Source organism: Streptomyces siamensis, assembly GCF_039543605.1.
Lineage (GTDB): Bacteria > Actinomycetota > Actinomycetes > Streptomycetales > Streptomycetaceae > Streptomyces > Streptomyces siamensis.
In genome coordinates this window covers 20,548-40,766 of sequence record NZ_BAABKB010000048.1, presented here as the reverse complement: position 1 = coordinate 40,766, position 20,219 = coordinate 20,548, and the positions used below count along the sequence as shown (strand labels likewise).

Sequence of the window (20,219 nt, the reverse complement as noted above, 5' to 3'; positions counted from 1 at the left end):
CGCCAGGTAGTCTCCCCGGCATGCTGCGCATTCCAGGTCAGGGCTTCCGCAACCCCGACGACGTGGTCATCGGCCCGCTGGATCTCGCCGCGCGCGTGGACGAGGCGCTCGCCGTGCAGGCCCTCGCCTTCGGACTCGGCGCCGACGAGGTCGCCGTACGCCGCCAGATCGTGCTGCGCCACCTCACCTGCCCGGGAGCCCGCGCGCTGGGCGCCACCACCGCCGACGGACGCCTCGTCGGCTTCGTCTACGGCATGCCCAACGACCGCGCGCACTGGTGGTCCACCGTCGTCGAACCGTATCTGCGCGCCCAGGGCCGCGAAGGCTGGCTCGACGACTCGTTCGTGATCACCGAACTGCATGTGCACCCGCGCTACCAGAACCGGGGCATCGGCCGCACCCTGATCACCCGGATCACGGACACCGCCGCCGAACCCCGCTCGATCCTGTCCGCGATCGACACGGACAGCCCGGCCCGTGGCCTCTACCACTCACTGGGTTACGAGGACCTCGCGCGCCAGGTCCTGTTCCCCAGCGCACCCAAGCCGTACGCCGTGATGGGCGCCCCTCTGCCGCTGCGCAGGCACTAACCGATTTCCACCGTCCCGTCCCGCCCGGCTAACCTCCTGCCATCACCCTTACGCAGCAGGAGTCGAGAATCATGGCCCAGGTCCAGCGCATGTCCCGTTTGATGGTCAAGACACTGCGTGACGACCCGGCGGATGCCGAGACGCTCAGCCACAAGCTGCTCGTCCGCGCCGGTTACGTGCGCCGCAACTCCGCGGGCATCTGGACCTGGCTGCCGCTCGGCAAGAAGGTCCTCGACAACATCTCCCGCGTGGTCCGCGAGGAGATGGACGCGATCGGCGCCCAGGAGGTCCTGCTTCCCGCGCTGCTCCCCAAGGAGCCGTACGAGGCGTCGGCCCGCTGGGAGGAGTACGGCGACCTGCTGTTCCGTCTCAAGGACCGCAAGGGCGCCGAGTACCTGCTCGGCCCGACCCACGAGGAGATCTTCACCCTGGTGGTGAAGGACCAGGTGGCCTCGTACAAGGACCTGCCGGTCATGCTGTACCAGATCCAGACGAAGTACCGGGACGAGGCCCGCCCGCGCTCCGGCGTGCTGCGCGGCCGCGAGTTCCAGATGAAGGACTCGTACTCCTTCGACACGACCGACGAGGGGCTCGCCGAGTCCTACCGGCTGCACCGCGAGGCGTACCAGAAGATCTTCGCGCGTCTCGGTCTCGACTACCGCATCGTCTCGGCCGTCTCCGGCGCGATGGGCGGCTCGGCCTCGGAGGAGTTCCTCGCCCCGGCCGCGGCCGGCGAGGACACCTTCGCGGACTGCCCGTCCTGCGACTACGCGGCCAACACCGAGGCGGTGACCTTCAAGCTCACTCCGGTGTCCGAGGAGCACGGCCCGGTCGAGGAGCTGGACACCCCCGACACCCCGACCATCGAGTCGCTCGCCGAGCACCTCGGCGTCCCCGCCTCCGCGACCCTGAAGAACCTCCTGGTCAAGGTCGACGGCGAGATCGTCGCGGTGGGCGTCCCGGGCGACCGCGAGGTCGACCTCGGCAAGCTGGGCGAGCACCTCGCCCCGGCCGTCGTCGAGCTCGTCACCGCCGAGGACTTCGAGGGCCGCGGCGACCTCGTCCGTGGCTACGTGGGCCCGCAGGGCCTGGAGAAGGTCCGCTACATCGCCGACCCCCGGGTGGCGCCCGGCACCGCCTGGATCACCGGCGCCAACAAGGCCGACACGCACGCGAAGAACGTCGTCGCGGGCCGTGACTTCGAGGTCGACGACTACCTCGACGTCGTCGTGGTCGAGGAGGGCGACCCGTGCCCCGCGTGCGGCACCGGCCTGAAGCTGGACCGCGCCATCGAGATCGGCCACATCTTCCAGCTCGGCCGCAAGTACGCCGACACCTTCCAGCTCGACGTCCTCGGGCAGCAGGGCAAGCCCGTGCGCGTGACCATGGGCTCGTACGGCATCGGTGTCTCCCGTGCGGTGGCCGCGCTGGCCGAGCAGTCGGCGGACGACCAGGGGCTGTGCTGGCCCGAGGAGATCGCTCCCGCCGACGTCCACGTGGTCGCCGCGGGCAAGGCCCTGCAGACCGAGCTGGCGCTCGACGTGTCCGAGAAGCTGAACGCCGCGGGGGTGCGTGTCCTGGTGGACGACCGTGCCGGGGTCTCGCCGGGCGTGAAGTTCACCGACGCGGAGCTCATCGGCGTGCCGAAGATCCTGGTCGCCGGCCGTCGCTCCGCCGAGGGTGTCGTCGAGCTCAAGGACCGGCGGACCGGTGAGCGCGAGGAGCTGACCGTGGACGAGGCGATCGCCCGTCTCACGGCCTAGTCGGTGGCCCGTGGGCCCGTGCGGCGGTGAGCTGCCGCGCGGGCCCTTGGCGGCTTACGGTCTGTGGTCCTCCGCCGGTGCGTCGTGGCTGGGCGCGCCGTTCCCCGCGCCCCTTTCGGGGTGTGTCTCGGACGGTGCTGTTCCGTTAGCCGGGGCTGCCGGTCTGTGTCTCCGCCGGGGCGTCGTGGCTGGGCGCGCCGTTCCCCGCGCCCCTTCGGGGGGCTGTCGGGCGTCGGGGTCAGAGCCAGCCGGCGAATTCGAGGAGCAGTTCTGCGTCCTGGGGGCGGCCGACGCGACGGGCTCGGACGCCCGACTCGACCGCTCGGAACAGGGTCCAGCCGCGCAGCCGCTCCTGGTCCACGTCGAGGGACTCGGCGAGCCGCTTCACCCGGCGCCGGGTGATCGACGACCCCGACGGGGACGCGATCAGGTCCTCGACCCGGTCGCGGACCAGCCGGGCCAGATCGAAGGCGCACTCGCCGACCACCGGGTCGGGGCCCACGGCCAGCCACGGCATGCGCTCCCCGGCGAGCACCTTGCTCTGCCGGAACGTGCCGTGCAGCACCCGTTCCTCCGGCGGCGCGGCGAGCAGTTCCTCGCGGGCCGTGAGCGCCGCGTCGACCAGCGGCGCGACCTCCGCGTCGGCGGACGCGGACGCCCGCATCGCCTCCGCCTGCCGGCCCGTCCGCTCGGCGACCGTCTCGAAGACGTGCGCCGCGGGCGGCTCGACCCACAGTCGCCGCAGCGTGCCCGCCGCCTCCAGCAGGGCCTTCGCCTCAGGCAGCGACCGTACGGACATCTCCGGGTGCAGCCGCTCCAGCAGCAGCACGCCATGGGTGTCGCCGGGGTTGAGGAGCCGCACCGCGCCGCGTCCGTCCCAGTGGGCCAGGGCGGCGCGCTCGCTCTCCGGACGGGCCCGCTCGGGCGCGAGCTTCAGCACGGCGGGCGTCCCGTCGGCCTGCCGTACCAGCAGGACCAGGCTGCTCCTGCCGCCCGGAGCCTGCACCCGCTCCACGGTCAACTCGCGTACATCTGCGGCCTGTTGCGCCAGCTCGGGCAGCTTGGCGAGCCATTCGTCGGTCCCGTCGGCGCCCTCGGCGCCGCCCCGCTGGATCTCGCCGAGCGCCCGGACGAGACGCCGCGGCGGTTCGAAAGCCATGCCCGAGTTGTTCCCTTCCAGGTCGCGTCACGTCTGAGGGGACGCGGACGCGGAGGCGGTGGCCGCCCGCTCCGCGAGCCCAGGGAAGGCTACGCTCTCGCCGCTCCAGCGCACCGCCCGCACCGCCGCCTCGCGCAGCGCCTCGGCGGCGGCCCGCCGCCGGTCGCCGGTGGCGGCGCGCACGAGGTCCGAGTAGACGCCGGCCACGCGCTCCTCCAGCTCCGCCGCGAGCCGGACCGCCGCGGCCGAGTCCTTGACGGCGAACGGCAGCGCGTATGCGGCGGAGGCGGCCTGGGGTGTGCCGTCCAGGTCCCGTACGGCCCGCGCCAAGTCGTCCCGTCGCGCCCGGTGCGCGTCGTAGGCGGTCCGCGCCTCGTCGCGCCGCCCCTTGTCGATCTTGCCGCCGACGACACCGTATCCGTAGACGGCGGCGTGTTCGGCGCCCAATGCGGCCTGCAGGGCCGCGAGTTCGGCCTTCTCGGCCCGCTCGGTGCGGCCCGGGCCCGTGGTGCGGGAGGTCTCGCTCACTTCGCCCCTTCCGACAGCAGGTACGCGTGGGCGGCGCCGGCGGCCGCCACCGAGGCCAGCAGTCTGGCCAGTTCACCCGGCATCTCCACCAGGGCCTTCGTGCGCGCGTCCGCCAGGGTGCGTTCGGCCGCGGCGAGGTCGCCGACCGCGTCCTTCGGCTCGGCCGGCACGGTGGGGGAGGCGCTCGCGGACGTGGACGCGGGTGCCCCGGCCGCCGTGGCGGAGACGGTCGCGGAGGGCGAGGCGGTGGCGTGCGCCCCGTCCCCGAAGGCCTTCGCGTGCCGGACGACCTCGGCCCGCAGCGGGGTCAGCCGCTTCGACAGCGCCGGATGCGCGGCGATCACGGCGGCGTAGTGGTCGGCGAGTTCCTCGCTGTCGCGCGCGGCACGCGCGCGTGCCCGGTCCGCGGCCGAGGGGCTGCCTCCGGCCGTGTCGGTCGACGGTTCGGAAGCGGAACAGCCCGCGAGCGCGAAGGCGCCCGCGGCCGAGGCGAGCAGGGTCCTTCGGCGCGGACCCGACGGGGCGCGCGACGGCAGGGTGAACGGCACGGCAGTCGTCCTTGGAGGGCTCGTACGGAAGGAGAGGGCGAGGCGCCCGTGATCACGGTACCCGCGCCCCGGCCGAACGCGTGCCAGCGGCTCTCCCGAGCCGCTCCCGGCAGGTGGTTTCCGCCCTTCCGCCCAGGGCACCGGGTAGGCACAGGGCGGCCGGGAGCCGCACCCGGCCGGCTCCCGGTGGACGGCAACACCCCCCGCGACCGGATACCCTTTGACCTGACACACGTCCTAACCACAACAGCACACGCGGCCGAGGAGTCACCCGGATGAGCACCACCCAGAGCGAGAGGCTGCGAGAACTTCTGGAACCGCTCGTAGGCTCTCAGGGACTCGATCTCGAAGAGATCGCAGTGGACTCGGTAGGCCGCAAGCGTGTGCTGCGTGTCGTCGTCGACTCGGACTCCGGTGCCGACCTGGACCAGATCGCCGATGTGAGCCGCGCGCTCTCGGCGAAGCTCGACGAGACGGACGCGATGGGCGAGGGCGAGTACACCCTCGAGGTCGGAACCCCCGGTGCCGAGCGTGAGCTCACGGAGCACCGTCATTACGTACGCGCGACCGACCGCCTGGTGAAGTTCCAGCTGACGGAGGGCGGCGAACTGGTCGCCCGGATCCTGAAGGTCGACGACGACGGCCTCGACGTCGAAGTCCCGGGCGTGAAGGGCCGCAAGCCCACCGCCCGGCACCTCGCCTTCGACGACGTCGCCAAGGCGCGTGTCCAGGTCGAGTTCAACCGCAAGAACAAGAACGAAGAGGAGGCGTAGCCGTGGACATCGACATGAGTGCCCTGCGGGGCTTGGTACGGGAGAAGGAGATCTCCTTCGACCTGCTGGTCGAGGCGATCGAGTCGGCCCTCCTCATCGCCTACCACCGCACCGAGGGAAGCCGCCGCCACGCGCGCGTGGAGCTGAACCGGGAAACCGGCCATGTGACCGTGTGGGCGAAGGAGGATCCCGAGGACCTGGAGGAGGGGCAGGAGGCGCGCGAATTCGACGACACCCCCTCGGGGTTCGGGCGGATCGCGGCGACCACCGCCAAGCAGGTCATCCTGCAGCGCCTGCGGGACGCCGAGGACGACGCGACGCTCGGCGAGTACGCCGGACGCGAGGGCGACATCGTCACCGGTGTGGTCCAGCAGGGCCGCGACCCGAAGAACGTGCTCGTCGACATCGGCAAGCTGGAAGCCATCCTGCCGGTGCAGGAGCAGGTCCCCGGCGAGAACTACGAGCACGGCCTGCGCCTGCGCTCGTACGTCGTCCGGGTGGCGAAGGGTGTGCGCGGTCCGTCCGTCACCCTTTCGCGCACGCACCCCAATCTGGTGAAGAAGCTCTTCGCGCTCGAGGTGCCGGAGATCGCCGACGGCTCCGTCGAGATCGCCCACATCGCCCGTGAGGCCGGCCACCGCACGAAGATCGCCGTCCGGTCCACCCGCAGCGGCCTGAACGCCAAGGGTGCCTGCATCGGCCCCATGGGCGGCCGCGTGCGCAACGTCATGGCCGAACTGAACGGCGAGAAGATCGACATCGTCGACTGGTCGGACGACCCGGCCGAGATGGTGGCGAACGCCCTCTCCCCGGCCCGCGTCTCGAAGGTCGAGGTCGTCGACCTCGCGGCCCGCTCCGCACGCGTGACCGTCCCCGACTACCAGCTGTCGCTGGCCATCGGCAAGGAAGGGCAGAACGCCCGGCTCGCCGCCCGGCTCACCGGCTGGCGGATCGACATCCGTCCGGACACCGAACAGCAGCCCGAGCAGGGCGGGGAATAGATCCAAGCCGCGGGTGGCTCAGATCACGACAGTTCCCGCCGAAGCAACTGTTCGATTCTTGCCCCAAAGGGGTGAGGTCGCTACGGGGAGGTAGACTTAAGAGTGTCTGGCCGGACGCGAGCCCGCGCATGCCCTGAGCGCACCTGTGTGGGGTGCCGGGAGCGAGCGGCCAAGAAGGACTTGCTGCGCATCGTGGCGGTCGAGGGCGAATGTGTCCCCGATCATCGCGGTACGCTGCCCGGCCGGGGTGCATATGTGCACCCCGCCCTGGTCTGTCTCGACCTGGCGGTCCGCCGCCGGGCGTTCCCGCGGGCGCTGCGCGTCCCGGGACCGCTCGACACCGCGGCGTTGCGCCTCTCCGTCGAGCAGGCAACACCGTAAGACGTGTCGTACGGAACCCCCGTGCGGCCCTGGTACCCCGCGAGTTGGAAGTAGGTCGAGATTGCGATGAGCACTCGATGAGCACGCGATGAGTACGCCCATGAAGTAGCGACGGTCCGGACGCAAACCCGGACCTAAAAGGAGCGAAGTGGCTAAGGTCCGGGTATACGAACTCGCCAAGGAGTTCGGCGTGGAGAGCAAGGTCGTCATGGCCAAGCTCCAAGAACTCGGTGAATTCGTCCGTTCGGCGTCCTCGACGATCGAGGCGCCCGTTGTCCGCAAACTGACTGACGCCCTCCAGCAGGGCAGCGGAGGCGGCAAGTCCGCCCCCGCCCGCAAGGCTGCCCCGGCCAAGCCGGCAGCCCCCTCTCCCGCGCAGGCGGCCCGTCCGGCTGGCCCGCGCCCGCCGGCTCCCAAGCCGCCCACGGCCGAGCGCCCCGCGGCTGCCCCGGTCACGCCGGCTGCCCCGGGTCCGCGCCCGACGCCGGGCCCCAAGCCCGCGCCGCGGCCCGCTCCGGCGGCGACCCCGGCTCCGGCGGCGCCCGAGTTCACCGCGCCCCCGGCGGCCTCCCCGGCTCCGGCCGCAGGCCCCCGTCCGGGTGCCCGCCCCGGCGCGCCGAAGCCCGGCGCCCGTCCGGCCGGTCCCGGCCAGGGCGGCCAGTCCCGCGGTGACCGTCCCGAGCGCGGCGACCGTCAGGGCGCCCCGCGTCCCGGCGGCCAGGCCCCGCGTCCCGGTGCTCGTCCGGCCGGCCCGCGTCCGGGCAACAACCCCTTCACCTCCGGCGGCTCCACCGGCATGGCGCGCCCGCAGGCGCCCCGTCCGGGTGGCGCTCGTCCCGGTCCCGGCGGTCCCGGTGGCGCCCCGGGTGCCCCGCGTCCGCAGGGTGCCGGTCAGGGTGGCCCCCGTCCGCAGGGCGGTCCCGGCGGCGCTCCGCGTCCGCAGGGCGGTCCCGGCGGTGCCCGTCCGACCCCGGGCGGCATGCCTCGTCCGCAGGCCCCGCGTCCCGGCGGCGGCCCCGGCGGCAACCGTCCGAACCCCGGCATGATGCCGCAGCGTCCGGCTGCCGGCCCGCGTCCCGGCGGCGGCCCCGGTGGCCGCGGTCCCGGCGGCGGCGGTCGTCCCGGTGCCGGTGGCGGCGGTCGTCCGGGCGGCGGCGGCTTCGCCGGTCGTCCCGGTGGCGGCGGTGGCGGCTTCGCCGGTCGTCCCGGTGGTCCCGGTGGCGGTGGCGGCGGCTTCGCCGGTCGTCCCGGTGGTCCCGGTGGTGGCGGTGGCCGTCCCGGCTTCGGCGGTCGTCCGGGTGGTCCCGGTGGCCGTGGTGGCACGCAGGGTGCCTTCGGCCGTCCCGGCGGTCCGGCGCGTCGTGGTCGCAAGTCGAAGCGGCAGAGGCGCCAGGAGTACGAGGCCATGCAGGCCCCGTCCGTCGGCGGCGTGATGCTGCCTCGCGGCAACGGACAGACCGTCCGCCTGTCGCGCGGTGCGTCCCTCACCGACTTCGCGGAGAAGATCAACGCCAACCCGGCGTCGCTCGTCGCCGTGATGATGAACCTCGGCGAGATGGTCACTGCCACGCAGTCCGTCTCCGACGAGACCCTCCAGCTGCTCGCCGGCGAGATGAACTACGTCGTCGAGATCGTCAGCCCGGAGGAGGAGGACCGCGAGCTGCTCGAGTCCTTCGACATCGAGTTCGGCGAGGACGAGGGCGGCGAGGAATTCCTCATGCCGCGTCCGCCGGTCGTGACCGTCATGGGTCACGTCGACCACGGTAAGACCCGACTGCTGGACACCATCCGCAAGACGAACGTCGTCGCGGGCGAGGCCGGCGGTATCACGCAGCACATCGGTGCGTACCAGGTCGCCACCGAGGTCAACGACGAAGAGCGCAGGATCACCTTCATCGACACCCCGGGTCACGAGGCGTTCACCGCCATGCGTGCCCGTGGTGCGAAGTCGACCGACATCGCGATCCTCGTGGTGGCGGCCAACGACGGTGTGATGCCCCAGACGATCGAGGCGCTGAACCACGCCAAGGCGGCCGACGTGCCGATCGTGGTCGCGGTCAACAAGATCGACGTCGAGGGCGCCGACCCGACGAAGGTGCGCGGTCAGCTCACCGAGTTCGGTCTGGTGGCCGAGGAGTACGGCGGCGACACGATGTTCGTCGACATCTCCGCCAAGCAGGGTCTGAACATCGACCAGCTGCTCGAGGCCGTGGTCCTGACCGCGGACGCCTCGCTCGACCTGCGGGCCAACCCGGAGCAGGACGCGCAGGGCATCGCGATCGAGTCCCACCTCGACCGTGGCCGCGGTGCGGTGTCGACCGTCCTCGTCCAGCGCGGCACGCTGCGCATCGGTGACACGATGGTCGTCGGCGACGCGTACGGCCGCGTCCGCGCGATGCTCGACGACAACGGCAACAACGTCGAGGAAGCGGGTCCCTCGACCCCCGTCCTCGTCCTCGGTCTCACCAACGTCCCGGGTGCCGGCGACAACTTCCTGGTTGTCGACGAGGACCGCACGGCACGTCAGATCGCCGAGAAGCGCGCGGCGCGTGAGCGCAACGCCAACTTCGCCCGCCGGGGTGTCCGGTTCTCCCTGGAGAACCTGGACGAGGCCCTCAAGGCCGGTCTGGTGCAGGAACTCAACCTCATCATCAAGGGCGACGCGTCCGGTTCGGTGGAGGCTCTCGAGTCCTCGCTGCTCCAGCTCGACGTCGGCGACGAGGTCGACATCCGCGTCCTGCACCGCGGTGTGGGTGCGGTCACCGAGTCGGACATCGACCTGGCGACCGGCTCCGACGCCATCGTCATCGGCTTCAACGTCCGCGCTGCGGGCCGCGCGGCGCAGATGGCGGAGCGCGAGGGCGTCGACGTCCGGTACTACTCGGTGATCTACCAGGCCATCGAGGAGATCGAGGCGGCCCTCAAGGGCATGCTCAAGCCGGAGTACGAGGAGGTCGAGCTCGGCACGGCGGAGATCCGCGAGGTCTTCAAGTCGTCCAAGCTGGGCAACATCGCCGGTGTCCTGGTCCGCTCGGGCGAGGTCAAGCGCAACACGAAGGCGCGCCTCGTCCGCGACGGCAAGGTCATCGCGGAGAACCTCACCATCTCCGGTCTGCGTCGCTTCAAGGACGACGTCACCGAGATCCGCGAAGGCTTCGAGGGTGGTATCAACCTCGGAAACTTCAACGACATCAAGGTCGACGACGTCATCGCGACGTACGAGATGCGGGAGAAGCCGCGCTCGTAGCAGCAGGTACCTCTTGGTGCGACCCGGGGCCGGTCGGCGGCAGTAAATGCCGTCGATCGGCCCCGGCCGTTCGTTGTACGGTTCTTGATGTCCCGGGCAAGCATCTGCTCGGGCCATCTACCCCGTACCGGCGGGACATCCGGATACACATATGTACGTGGGGACTCTGTCCTTCGACCTCCTGCTCGGCGACGTACGGTCGCTGAAGGAGAAGCGCTCCGTCGTCCGTCCGATCGTGGCCGAGCTCCAGCGCAAGTACGCGGTGAGCGCGGCGGAGGTCGACCACATGGACCTGCATCGCAGGGCCGGAATCGGCCTCGCGGTGGTGTCCGGGGACGCCGGCCATCTGACCGACGTGCTGGACCGGTGCGAACGACTGGTCGCCGGGCGTCCCGAGGTGGAGCTGCTGTCCGTGAGGCGGCGCTTCCACGGCGACGACGACGAGTGACACACAAGCTTGAAACGCAGAACAGGAAGAACGAGGGAGACGGACCAGTGGCCGACAACGCGCGGGCTAAGAGGCTGGCGGACCTCATCCGAGAGGTGGTGGCCCAGAAGCTGCAGCGCGGGATCAAGGACCCGCGGCTCGGTACGCACGTCACCATCACGGACACCCGGGTCACCGGGGACCTCCGGGAGGCGACCGTCTTCTACACGGTGTACGGGGACGACGAGGAGCGCGCGGCGGCCGCCGCGGGCCTGGAGAGCGCCAAGGGCGTGCTTCGCTCCGCGGTCGGCGCGGCGGCCGGTGTGAAGTTCACGCCGACCCTGACGTTCGTCGCGGACGCCCTGCCCGACACCGCCCGGACCATCGAGGACCTGCTCGACAAGGCGCGCGCCTCGGACGCGAAGGTGCGCGAGGTCTCGGCGGGCGCCACCTTCGCCGGTGACGCCGACCCGTACAAGAAGCCGGGCGAGGACGAGGACGACGCCGCCGAATGACCCAGAAGCACCGGACGCCCGACGGGCTTGTCATCGTGGACAAGCCGTCGGGCTTCACTTCGCACGACGTGGTCGCCAAGATGCGCGGGATCGCCAGGACCCGCCGCGTCGGACATGCCGGAACCCTCGATCCCATGGCGACGGGCGTACTCGTCCTCGGCGTCGAGAAGGCGACCAAGCTCCTCGGACACCTCGCGCTGACCGAGAAGGAGTACCTCGGCACGATCAGGCTCGGCCAGAACACGCTGACGGACGACGCGGAGGGCGAGATCACGTCGTCCACCGACGCCTCCGGCGTGAAGCGTGACGCCGTCGACGCCGGGATCGCCAAGCTGACCGGCGACATCATGCAGGTGCCGTCCAAGGTCAGCGCCATCAAGATCGACGGCGTGCGCTCGTACAAGCGGGCACGCGAGGGCGAGGAATTCGAGATCCCGGCCCGGCCGGTGACGATCTCGTCGTTCGCCGTGTACGACGTCCGTGACGCCGTCGCCGAGGACGGCACGCCCGTGCTCGACCTGGTCGTCTCGGTCGTCTGCTCGTCCGGCACCTACATCCGGGCGCTCGCCCGCGACCTGGGCGCGGATCTCGGCGTCGGCGGTCACCTGACCGCCCTGCGCCGCACGCGCGTCGGCCCGTACAAGCTGGACTCGGCGCGCACCCTCGACCAGCTCCAGGAGGAGCTGACCGTGATGCCGATCGCCGAGGCCGCCGCTGCCGCGTTCCCGCGCTGGGACGTGGACGCCAAGCGGGCGCGGCTGCTGCTGAACGGCGTGCGGCTGGAGATGCCCGAGGAGTACGCGGGCAAGGGCGCCGTGGCGGTCTTCGACCGCGACGGGGTCTTCCTGGCCCTCGTCGAGGAACAGCGGGGCAAGGCGAAGAGCCTGGCGGTGTTCGGCGCCTAGGGCCGCCTAGGCAGCCCTAGCCCCTTCGGCCCCCGGTCGGGCCGTGGGGCGTGGTGCGGGGGAGTGCTGCCCGAGGAGCGGCGGTCACGGGGTCTCGTGTCCGCCGCTCCACGGTCCCCCCTCGGTTCCCCCACCCAAGGGTGTATCCACCCACCCCCGCCTGTTCACCCCTTCGGGCGGGCGCTCGGAGTGAACCGAGGGTGTGGAAGGGGGCGCGTTCGCCGCGCGATCTGTCCCGCTGATCACCTCACGCCTACCTTCGGAAGAAGGAGCACGGCGGGGAGGTTCGAGCATGGCGGGACGGGGCCCGCGGACCGTGGGCCGGCAGCCGGCGGACGACCGCGGCGATGCGCGGGACACGGCCCTGGTGCGTATCTGCGACCTGGCGGGCCGTCCCCGCGGCACGGGTTTCGCCGCCGACCACCACGGCACGGTGATCACCAGCCACGAGGCCGTCGACGGTCTGGCCCGCCTCGTCCTGCACGCCCCCGGTGACCGCACCTGCGTCGTCACCGCCGACGCCGTGACCCCGCTCCCCGACGCCGATCTGGCACTCGTACGCACCGAAGGTCTCGGCCTCGACCCGCTCCCCGTCACCGTGCGGGACAGGATCGCGACCGGCACGTACGTCCGGATCGCCGCCGGCGGCTGGCGCGAGGCGCGCCTGCTCGGCACCTCCCCCGCCACGTACACGGCCACGGACCGTTACCACCTCCTCGGCGACGTCCAGGAGCTGGCCATCGGCACCGCGGGCGCGGACGCGCTCCGGCTCGGCGGGGGAGCGGCCGGGGGGCCGGTCCTCGACGCGGCGACCGGTGCGGTCGTCGCGGTGCTCGGCACCGCCCTGCACACCGGGCACCGGGCCGCCGGCTTCGCGGTCCCGCTGCGCGGCGTGCCGGCTCTCGCCGCGCTGCTCGCCCGGAACGCGGCCTCCGTACCTGCGTATGGCGCGGACCTGAACCTGGCGGGCGCTCTGGAACTCACCGCGACCTCGGTGGGTTCGGACGGGCCGGGCGCGACGGCCACCCTCGGCTCCGGCGGCACCGGGCGGGGTCCTGTCGAACGGGCCGACGTCGTCCGGGAGTTCACCGCTTTCGAGGACGGACCGGCCGCCGTCCTCGGGCTCGTCGGCCGGCCCGGCAGCGGCCGTACGACGGAACTGGCGGCCCTGGCCGCCCGCCGCACCTCGGGCGCCGAACCGGCCCTCACGCTATGGCTGCGCGGCGCCGACCTGCTCGGCACCGACACCTCGGTGGCCGACGCGGCGACGCGGGCGCTGGAGAGGGCGGGCCGCATCGTGGCGGCGCCGGGAGAGGAACAAGAAGCCGCCCGGGGCCCCTCTCAGGGAGATCTGGCGGACGACTCACCGGCCGCCGACCCCGCCGGTGAGTCGGCGACGGTCCCGGGGATCCCGCCCGACGCCGGTCTCCTGCCGCCCGGCAGGTACGAGGGAGAGCTGGGCGACATCGGGCCCGAGCGGCTGGCCGGGCTGGCGCGCGGGACGGGGCGGCCGCTGCTGCTCCTCCTCGACGGCCCCGAGGAGATGCCCCCCGACCTCGCCCACCGGCTGCCCGAATGGACCGCCGGGACCGCCGACTGGCTGCGCGAGACAGGGGCACGGCTCGTCGTCGGATGCCGTGCCGAGTACTGGGAGCAGGCGGGTGCCGGCTTCCCCGCCGACCTGCTGCACGGCGCGGCCCCGGGGACCGCATCCCCGCAAGGGCGGCTGCCCGCCTGCGTACCCCTGGGGGACCTGACGGAGGACGAGGCACGGCTCGCCCGGGCCCGCGCCGGGATCGCCGAAGGCGCGCTCGCCGGAGCCGACGCACGCCACCCGCTCGTCCTGCGGCTGTTCTCCGAGGTGCGGGCCGCGCTGCCCGGCGATCCGGCCGGGCGTCCCGACCGGGACGAGGTGTTCTCCGCCTACCTCGACCTGATGTGTCTGCGCGTCGCGGTGCGCCTCGCCGCGGCGAACGGCGTGCGGGGCAACGCGGTGCGCAGACTCGCCGCCCTTGTCTCCCGCCAGGTCCACGAGGCCGCGCGGCGCTGTCTGGGCCCGGGGCAGGGCGAGCTGGATCGCGCGTCCTTCGAGACCGTCTTCCCCTGGGGGCCCGTTCCCGGAGGACGGCTCGCCGGGACCTGCGGCTGGGCCTCCGCCGTCCTCACAGAGGGCCTCCTCGTCCCCGCGGGCGACGGCTACCGGTTCGCCTACGAGGAGCTCGCCGACTGGATCCAGGGCACCCACCTCGACCTGGAGCCGGCTCTGCGCGCCCTCGTGCACCGCAGGCGCCCACCGGCGTCGCCGCAGGTGCCCGCCCAGCGAACGACACCCTCGCGCCGTTCCCGGCCCGCCAGGACCGCCGACGCCCGCGCGGTCCCCGTACCCCGTCACCGCATCGGCCCCGTCGTGGAGACGCTGCTCCTCCTGGCCCGGCAGCAGGGCGCCGCCGAACTGGCCCGCCGGCTGGACGACCTGGCCGACGCCGTGGACGACCTGCTGCCGAAGACCCCCGGACCGCTCGGCGACCCCGCCTGGTGGGCGACCCGGCTCTGCGCGGAGGTGCTGCTGCGGGTGCCCGACGCGATGCCGTACATCGGCGTGCTGCGCCGGCTCGCCGAGCGGATCGTGACCTGGCGGGAGACCGGGCGGGGCGTACCCGCGGAGTTCGGGCCCGGTTTCTGGGAGGCGTTGCCCGTCCCCGACACCGAGCGGTTCGACCTGCTGAGGCGACTGGTGGTCGCGGACGAGGCGCGCCGTGCGGGCGTTGCCGGGGGCACGGAAGTACCACGCCGCCCCAGGGCTCCCGGGGGCGCCGACGAGACAGCCCGGCCGGCCGCGCGTCCGACGGCACCGCGGGACGGCTTCCCGGGGACCGCGGACGCTGGGGGCACCGGGGGCACCGGGGGCGTCGGGGCCACCACGGATCTCGGGGGCACCGGGGATGTCGGGGGCACCGGAGGTGTCGGGGACGCTGCCACGCGCGGTGCGCGCGAGAGCGGGTTCCGTGCCGCTCCGACGGCCCCGCGCTGCCTGGACGCCGTCGCCCGACTGCTCGCCGCCGACCCCACCGCCGTACAGCGACACCTGACGGGCTGGTTCGACGACGAGCGGCCCCTCCCCGCGGCCCCGCACGCCACCGTGGCGACCGCCGCACAGGCCCTGCTGTACGCGCACCGGGGACGGGCACTGGACGACCTGGCCGAGGCGCTGGTCGACAGCGCGCACCGACGAGGCGACGAACTGCTCGCCGTGCTGGCGGAGGAGGAGCCGTCGGCCGTGTGCCGGGCCGTGGACCGCTGGGCGCACGACGAGCGGCCCGCACGGCGCGTGGCCGCGGTGACGTACGGACTGCGGGCCGCGCCCTTCGTGCGGACCGAGGCCGACCGCGAACTCCTGCGCTACGCGGCGCTCGCCCTGCTCTCCCGCCCCGCGGACTGCACGCTGCACGGCGGCGCGCTCGGCCTCCTCGTCCGGGACCCGCGCACCCGCGCCCGGTACCTCCCGCAGGCCCTGGACCGCTTCACCGCCGGCGACCCGGGCCTCCCCCCGGGCGCGCTGGTCGCGGCGCTCACCACCCACCCGGACCCCGTGCTCGAAGCGATCCGGACCCGGCTGCGCGGCCCGGGTCCCGGCACCGGCGAGACGCTGCGCACCCTCGCCGACGTCACCACGCCCGCCCTTGCCCGCCGCGTCGCCGCACTGGTGCGGGAAGCCGTGGAGCTGCGCCCCGACGCCGCCGCCCACGTCGCCGCGTACGTGGACCGGCGGCTGGAACAGGGGCCCGCGGTACGCGCCGTGCTGCTGCCGCTGGTCGGTGGTCTGCTGGACGGCTGCCGCACCCCGGTGCGCGCGGCGCTCGCCGAGGTTCTCGCGGCGCCCGGCAGCCGCACGTCGCGCCCCCTGCGCCGCGAGCTGCTGGACCTGCTCCTCGCGCGGGAACACGACCCGGCCGTCCTCGGCAGCCTGCTCAAGGCCGCCGCGGACGGAGCGGACCGCCGGGGCGAGGAGCCCACCCGGGAGCTGGTGCACCGGGCAGGCCTTCTCCTCGTGCGCACCCCGGCCGGAGCCACCGGCTTCGACCGCGGCCTCGTCGACCTGGCGCGGAACGTCCCGGGATTCGCCGTCCTGCTGGCCCGCTGGCTGACCGGTTCCCCCGGGGAATGGGCCGCGGTCGTAGGACCGAGCACCCGCCGCATGATCGAGAACCTGGCCGGAGTCCGGGTCCCGGCGTGACCCCGAGCCCCGCCCGCCGCCCGCTCCGGGTCCGTGCTCCTCGTCACAGCTCGATGCCGATGCAAGCCGAACGCACACGGCATGGCACCCTTAGAGCTGCGAATGAGGCAATCACGGACACGGGTTCGACAAGGAGCGGTCACAGTGCAGCGCTGGCGTGGCTTGGAGGACATCCCCCAGGACTGGGGGCGCAGCGTCGTCACCATCGGCTCCTACGACGGAGTCCACCGCGGGCACCAGCTGATCATCAAGCATGCCGTGGACCGCGCTCGCGAGCTGGGCGTGCCGTCGGTCGTCGTGACGTTCGACCCGCACCCGAGCGAGGTCGTGCGCCCCGGCAGCCACCCCCCGCTGCTCGCCCCGCACCACCGCCGCGCGGAGCTGATGGCCGAGCTGGGCGTGGACGCGCTGCTCATCCTCCCCTTCACCAGCGAGTTCTCGAAGCTGTCGCCCGCCGACTTCGTCGTGAAGGTCCTGGTCGACAAGCTCCACGCGAAGGCTGTCGTCGAGGGCCCGAACTTCCGCTTCGGACACAAGGCCGCGGGCAACGTCGACTTCCTGCGCGAGCAGGGCGAGACGTACGACTTCGAGGTCGAGGTCGTCGACCTGTACGTCACGGGTGAGGCGGGCGGCGGAGAGCCGTTCTCCTCGACCCTGACCCGGCGGCTCGTCGCCGAGGGCGACGTCGAGGGCGCGCGGGAGATCCTCGGCCGCCCGCACCGCGTCGAGGGCGTCGTCGTCCGCGGCGCCCAGCGCGGCCGGGAGCTCGGCTTCCCGACGGCCAACGTGGAGACCCTCCCGCACACGGCCATCCCCGCGGACGGCGTGTACGCCGGCTGGCTGCACGTCGCGGACGAGGCGATGCCCGCCGCGATCTCCGTCGGCACGAACCCGCAGTTCGACGGCACCGAGCGCACGGTCGAGGCCTACGCCATCGACCGCGTCGGCCTCGATCTCTACGGCCTCCACGTCGCCGTCGACTTCCTCGCCTTCGTCCGCGGCCAGGCCAGGTTCGACTCGATCGAGGCGCTGCTGGAAGCCATCGGGGACGACGTGAAGCGGTCGCGCGAGCTCATCGAGGCCTACGAGGCCGACTCCGCCCCTCCGGCGTAGTCGCCCAGCACTCTTCGGTACGACGACGGGGGCGGCCGGTGCTCCGAAGCACCGGCCGCCCCCGTCGTCGTGGTCAGCCCGCGACCGTCGCCCGGGCCCAGTGGCAGGCCACCTGCGTCCCGCCGGCGCCGTCGAGCACCTCCAGGTCCCGGCCGCGGCAGGCGTCCGCCACACCGGCCCGCTCGGCCTCGCCGCTCGCGAGGATCTGGCAGCGGGCGTGGAAGCGGCAGCCCGCCGGGATGCGGGACGGGTCCGGGGGCTCGCCCGTCAGCACGACCGGATCGCCCGGTGCCTCCGGCAGCACGGAGAGCAGGGCCTGGGTGTAGGGGTGCCGGGGCGCCGTCAGTACCTGCTCCACCTCGCCCGTCTCGACGATACGGCCGAGGTACATCACCGCGACCCGGTCGGCGATGTTCCACGCCAGACCCAGGTCGTGCGTCACCACCAGGGCGGACAGGCCGAGTTCGGTGCGCAGGCGCAGCAGCAGGGCGAGGATCTCGCCGCGCACCGACGCGTCCAGCGAGGCCACCGGCTCGTCGGCGACGATGAGTTCGGGCTCCAGGACGAGGGCTCCGGCGATCACCACCCGCTGGCGCTGACCGCCGGACAGCTCGTGCGGGTACCGGAGGAAGAAGCGCTCCGGCGGGCGCAGTCCGGCCCGGGAGAGGGCCTCCGCGACGGCCGCCCGCTCGTCCCCGCCGTACCCGTGGATGCGCAGACCCTCCGCCACCGCGTCATACACGGTGTGCCGGGGGTTGAGCGAGCCGCTCGGGTCCTGGAGGACGAGTTGGACGCGTTTGCGGTACGCCTTCAGGGCGCGCGAGGAGTAGTCGAGCGGCTTGCCGTCGAAGGTGACGTGCCCGCCGGTCGGCGGGACGAGACCGAGGAGCGAGCGCGCGAGTGTCGTCTTGCCGCAGCCCGACTCGCCGACCAGGGCGACGATCTCGCCGCGCCGGATGTCGAGGTCGACGCCGTCGACCGCCCGCGCGCGGGCGGCGCCGTTGCGCCCGGCGAACGAGACGTGCAGGTCCTCTGCGCGCAGCAGCGGAGCGGCCGGCGCGGCGGTGTCAGCGGTGTCAGTGGTCATGGCGTGCTGCTCCTGGCTTCTTCCGCCGGGCTGCCCGGCTGGGGTACCGACGCGCCCGCGTGCACACAGGCCGCCCACCGCGCCGTGCCCGCGTCGCGGAGCTCCTGGTCCTCGGTCATGCAGGAGTCCAGGGCCACCGGGCACCTCGGGTGGAACGTGCATCCGGACGGCAGCGCGGACGGGTCCGGCGGATCGCCCGGCAGCCCGCGCGGCGCGAACCGGGACGCCGTGTCGCCGATACGGGGGAAGGCGGCCGACAGGGCCTTGCCGTACGGGTGCCGGGCGTCCTCGTACACCTGCCGGGCCGGGCCCTCCTCGACGACGCGGCCCGCGTACATCACGGCGAGGCGGTCACAGGTGTCGGCCAGCACCGCGAGGTCGTGGCTGATCATGACGAGACCCAGGTCCTGCTCGCTGACCAGCTGCTCGATCAGACGGAGGATCTGCGCCTGGATCATCACGTCGAGCGCCGTGGTCGGTTCGTCGGCGATGACCAGCCGCGGGTCGCAGGCCAGCGCCATGGCGATCATGACGCGCTGGCGCTGACCGCCGGACAGTTCGTGCGGATAGGCGCTCGCGCGGGCGGCGGGCAGGCCGACGTGTTCGAGCAGTTCGCCGGTCTTCTTCCGGGCGCCCGCGGGCGTCGCCTTCCTGTGCAGCAGGATCGGCTCGGCGATCTGGTCGCCGATGCGGTGGACCGCGTTCAGCGAGTGCATGGCGCCCTGGAAGACGATCGAGGCGCCCGCCCAGCGCACCGCCCGCACCTGCCCCCACTTCATCTTCAGGACGTCCTCGCCGTCGAGCAGGATCTCCCCGCTCGTTCGCGTCCCCGCGGGAAGCAGCCGCAGCAGCGCGAGCGCCAGCGTGGACTTGCCGCAGCCGGACTCGCCCGCCACACCGAGCTTCTGGCCCGCGTCGAGCGACAGGTCCACGCCGCGGACGGCGGCCGCGCCGCCCGCATAGGTCACTTCGAGGTTCCTGACCTCCAGCAGGGTCAACGTGCCACTCCCAGCTTGGGGTTGAGGACGGACTCGACGGCGCGCCCGCACAGCGTGAACGCCAGCGCGACCACGGCGATCGCGACACCGGGCGGTACCAGGTACCACCATTTCCCGGCGCTGACCGCGCCGGCCTCCCGAGCGTCCTGGAGCAGCCCGCCCCATGACACCACCGTGGGATCACCGAGCCCGAGGAAGGCGAGGGTCGCCTCGGCGAGGATCGCGGAGGAGATGATCAGGGTCGTCTGCGCCAGCACCAGCGGCATCACATTGGGCAGCACGTGCCGGGTCATGATGTGCCAGTGTCCGCCGCCGAGCGCCTTGGCCCGTTCGATGTACGGCCGCGACTCCACCGCCAGGGTCTGCGCGCGCACCAGACGCGCCGTCGTCGGCCAGGTCGTCACGCCGATCGCCAGGATGATCGTGCCGAGCGACCGGCTCATGACGGTGGCCAGCGCGATCGCGAGGACCAGTGTGGGCATCACCAGGAACCAGTCCGTGATCCGCATCATCACGGTCGCGTACCAGCCCTTGAAGTGTCCGGCGGTGATGCCGATGAGCGCGCCGATCGCGACCGAGAGCACGGCGGCGAGCAGTCCCACGAGCAGCGAGACCCGGGCGCCCCACACCACGAGCCCGAGCAGATTGCGCCCGAACTGGTCAGTTCCCAGCGGGAATTCGGTGCTCGGGCTCTCCATGGGATCGCCCGGTGCGTCGGTCACGCTCTGCACGTCGGAGCCGACGGTCAGCGGCGCGGTCAGCGCGATGAGCGCGCAGAGCCCGAGGGCGGCGAGTCCGAAGACGCCGGCGTGGTGGGTGCGGTACTGCTTCCAGAAACGGGCGGCGGAATGACGGCGGCGCTGCCAGGCGAGGGCACGGGGGCTCCTCGCCGTCGTGGGGACGCCCTTCGAAGCCGCCGTGGGTTCGGTCGTCATCGGCCCGTCCGACTC

General features: G+C 73.1%; 17 protein-coding genes. 11 read left to right on the top strand and 6 right to left on the bottom strand.

The genetic code is table 11. The features are described 5' to 3' along the window. Positions 1-20: 20 nt before the first annotated feature. Positions 21-590, top strand: a complete 570-nt coding sequence (locus tag ABEB03_RS42990) for a GNAT family N-acetyltransferase (RefSeq protein ID WP_345658534.1) — start codon at positions 21-23, stop codon at positions 588-590. 71 nt (positions 591-661) lie between these two features. Further along, positions 662-2,353 (top strand): proline--tRNA ligase, encoded by a 1,692-nt coding sequence (locus ABEB03_RS42985; protein WP_345658533.1) that lies wholly within the window; start codon positions 662-664, stop codon positions 2,351-2,353. Between the two features lie 238 nt (positions 2,354-2,591). Here the strand turns inward: ABEB03_RS42985 and ABEB03_RS42980 are convergent, their stop codons facing one another. From ABEB03_RS42980 to ABEB03_RS42970, 3 genes are read right to left on the bottom strand one after another with little or no spacing between them, the layout of a single operon-like run. After that, positions 2,592-3,512: an aminoglycoside phosphotransferase family protein gene (locus ABEB03_RS42980; RefSeq protein WP_345658532.1), complete on the bottom strand. Its 921-nt coding sequence runs from the start codon at positions 3,510-3,512 to the stop codon at positions 2,592-2,594. A 27-nt stretch (positions 3,513-3,539) separates the two neighbouring features. Further along, positions 3,540-4,040, bottom strand: a complete 501-nt coding sequence (locus tag ABEB03_RS42975; protein ID WP_345658531.1) for a ferritin-like domain-containing protein — start codon at positions 4,038-4,040, stop codon at positions 3,540-3,542. Then, positions 4,037-4,588, bottom strand: a complete 552-nt coding sequence (locus tag ABEB03_RS42970) for a hypothetical protein (RefSeq protein ID WP_345658530.1) — start codon at positions 4,586-4,588, stop codon at positions 4,037-4,039. The genes ABEB03_RS42975 and ABEB03_RS42970 overlap by 4 nt, the downstream gene beginning before the upstream one ends. Before the next feature lie 275 nt (positions 4,589-4,863). On the opposite strand from ABEB03_RS42970, the gene rimP reads away from it, so the two are divergent. From rimP to ABEB03_RS42925, 9 genes are all read left to right on the top strand, one after another. Then, a complete protein-coding gene (gene rimP, locus ABEB03_RS42965) occupies positions 4,864-5,361 on the top strand; it encodes a ribosome maturation factor RimP (RefSeq protein WP_345658529.1) in 498 nt (165 codons plus the stop codon). Positions 5,362-5,363: 2 nt separating this feature from the next. After that, positions 5,364-6,362 carry a transcription termination factor NusA gene (gene nusA, locus ABEB03_RS42960; RefSeq protein WP_345658528.1) on the top strand — a complete coding sequence of 333 codons (999 nt, stop codon included), beginning with the start codon at positions 5,364-5,366 and terminating at the stop codon, positions 6,360-6,362. 102 nt (positions 6,363-6,464) lie between these two features. Then, positions 6,465-6,743, top strand: coding sequence for a YlxR family protein (locus ABEB03_RS42955; protein WP_345658527.1), 279 nt, complete (start codon positions 6,465-6,467; stop codon positions 6,741-6,743). Positions 6,744-6,891: 148 nt separating this feature from the next. Next, the gene (gene infB, locus ABEB03_RS42950; RefSeq protein WP_345658526.1) at positions 6,892-9,990 is read left to right on the top strand and encodes a translation initiation factor IF-2; all 3,099 of its coding nucleotides are present in this window, start codon (positions 6,892-6,894) and stop codon (positions 9,988-9,990) included. A gap of 151 nt (positions 9,991-10,141) precedes the next feature. Next, complete coding sequence (locus ABEB03_RS42945; RefSeq protein WP_028802531.1) at positions 10,142-10,438, top strand: DUF503 domain-containing protein; 297 nt, start codon at positions 10,142-10,144, stop codon at positions 10,436-10,438. Between the two features lie 47 nt (positions 10,439-10,485). Beyond that, positions 10,486-10,932: a 30S ribosome-binding factor RbfA gene (gene rbfA, locus ABEB03_RS42940; protein ID WP_095937010.1), complete on the top strand. Its 447-nt coding sequence runs from the start codon at positions 10,486-10,488 to the stop codon at positions 10,930-10,932. Beyond that, positions 10,929-11,837 (top strand): tRNA pseudouridine(55) synthase TruB, encoded by a 909-nt coding sequence (truB, locus tag ABEB03_RS42935; protein WP_345658525.1) that lies wholly within the window; start codon positions 10,929-10,931, stop codon positions 11,835-11,837. The genes rbfA and truB overlap by 4 nt, the downstream gene beginning before the upstream one ends. Positions 11,838-12,129: 292 nt before the next feature. Beyond that, a complete protein-coding gene (locus ABEB03_RS42930) occupies positions 12,130-16,071 on the top strand; it encodes a trypsin-like peptidase domain-containing protein (RefSeq protein WP_345658524.1) in 3,942 nt (1,313 codons plus the stop codon). Positions 16,072-16,215: 144 nt separating this feature from the next. After that, entirely contained in the window at positions 16,216-17,184 is a 969-nt protein-coding gene (locus ABEB03_RS42925) for a bifunctional riboflavin kinase/FAD synthetase (RefSeq protein ID WP_028802535.1), read from the top strand. A gap of 73 nt (positions 17,185-17,257) precedes the next feature. On the opposite strand, the gene ABEB03_RS42920 is transcribed toward ABEB03_RS42925, so the two are convergent. From ABEB03_RS42920 to ABEB03_RS42910, 3 genes are read right to left on the bottom strand one after another with little or no spacing between them, the layout of a single operon-like run. Beyond that, the gene (locus ABEB03_RS42920; protein WP_345658523.1) at positions 17,258-18,271 is read right to left on the bottom strand and encodes an ABC transporter ATP-binding protein; all 1,014 of its coding nucleotides are present in this window, start codon (positions 18,269-18,271) and stop codon (positions 17,258-17,260) included. Further along, on the bottom strand, positions 18,268-19,269 hold the full coding sequence (locus ABEB03_RS42915; RefSeq protein WP_345658522.1) for an ABC transporter ATP-binding protein: 1,002 nt from the start codon (positions 19,267-19,269) through the stop codon (positions 18,268-18,270). Before ABEB03_RS42915 ends, ABEB03_RS42920 begins: the two co-directional genes overlap by 4 nt. Further along, the gene (locus ABEB03_RS42910; RefSeq protein ID WP_345658656.1) at positions 19,266-20,204 is read right to left on the bottom strand and encodes an ABC transporter permease; all 939 of its coding nucleotides are present in this window, start codon (positions 20,202-20,204) and stop codon (positions 19,266-19,268) included. The genes ABEB03_RS42915 and ABEB03_RS42910 overlap by 4 nt, the downstream gene beginning before the upstream one ends. Positions 20,205-20,219 lie beyond the last annotated feature (15 nt).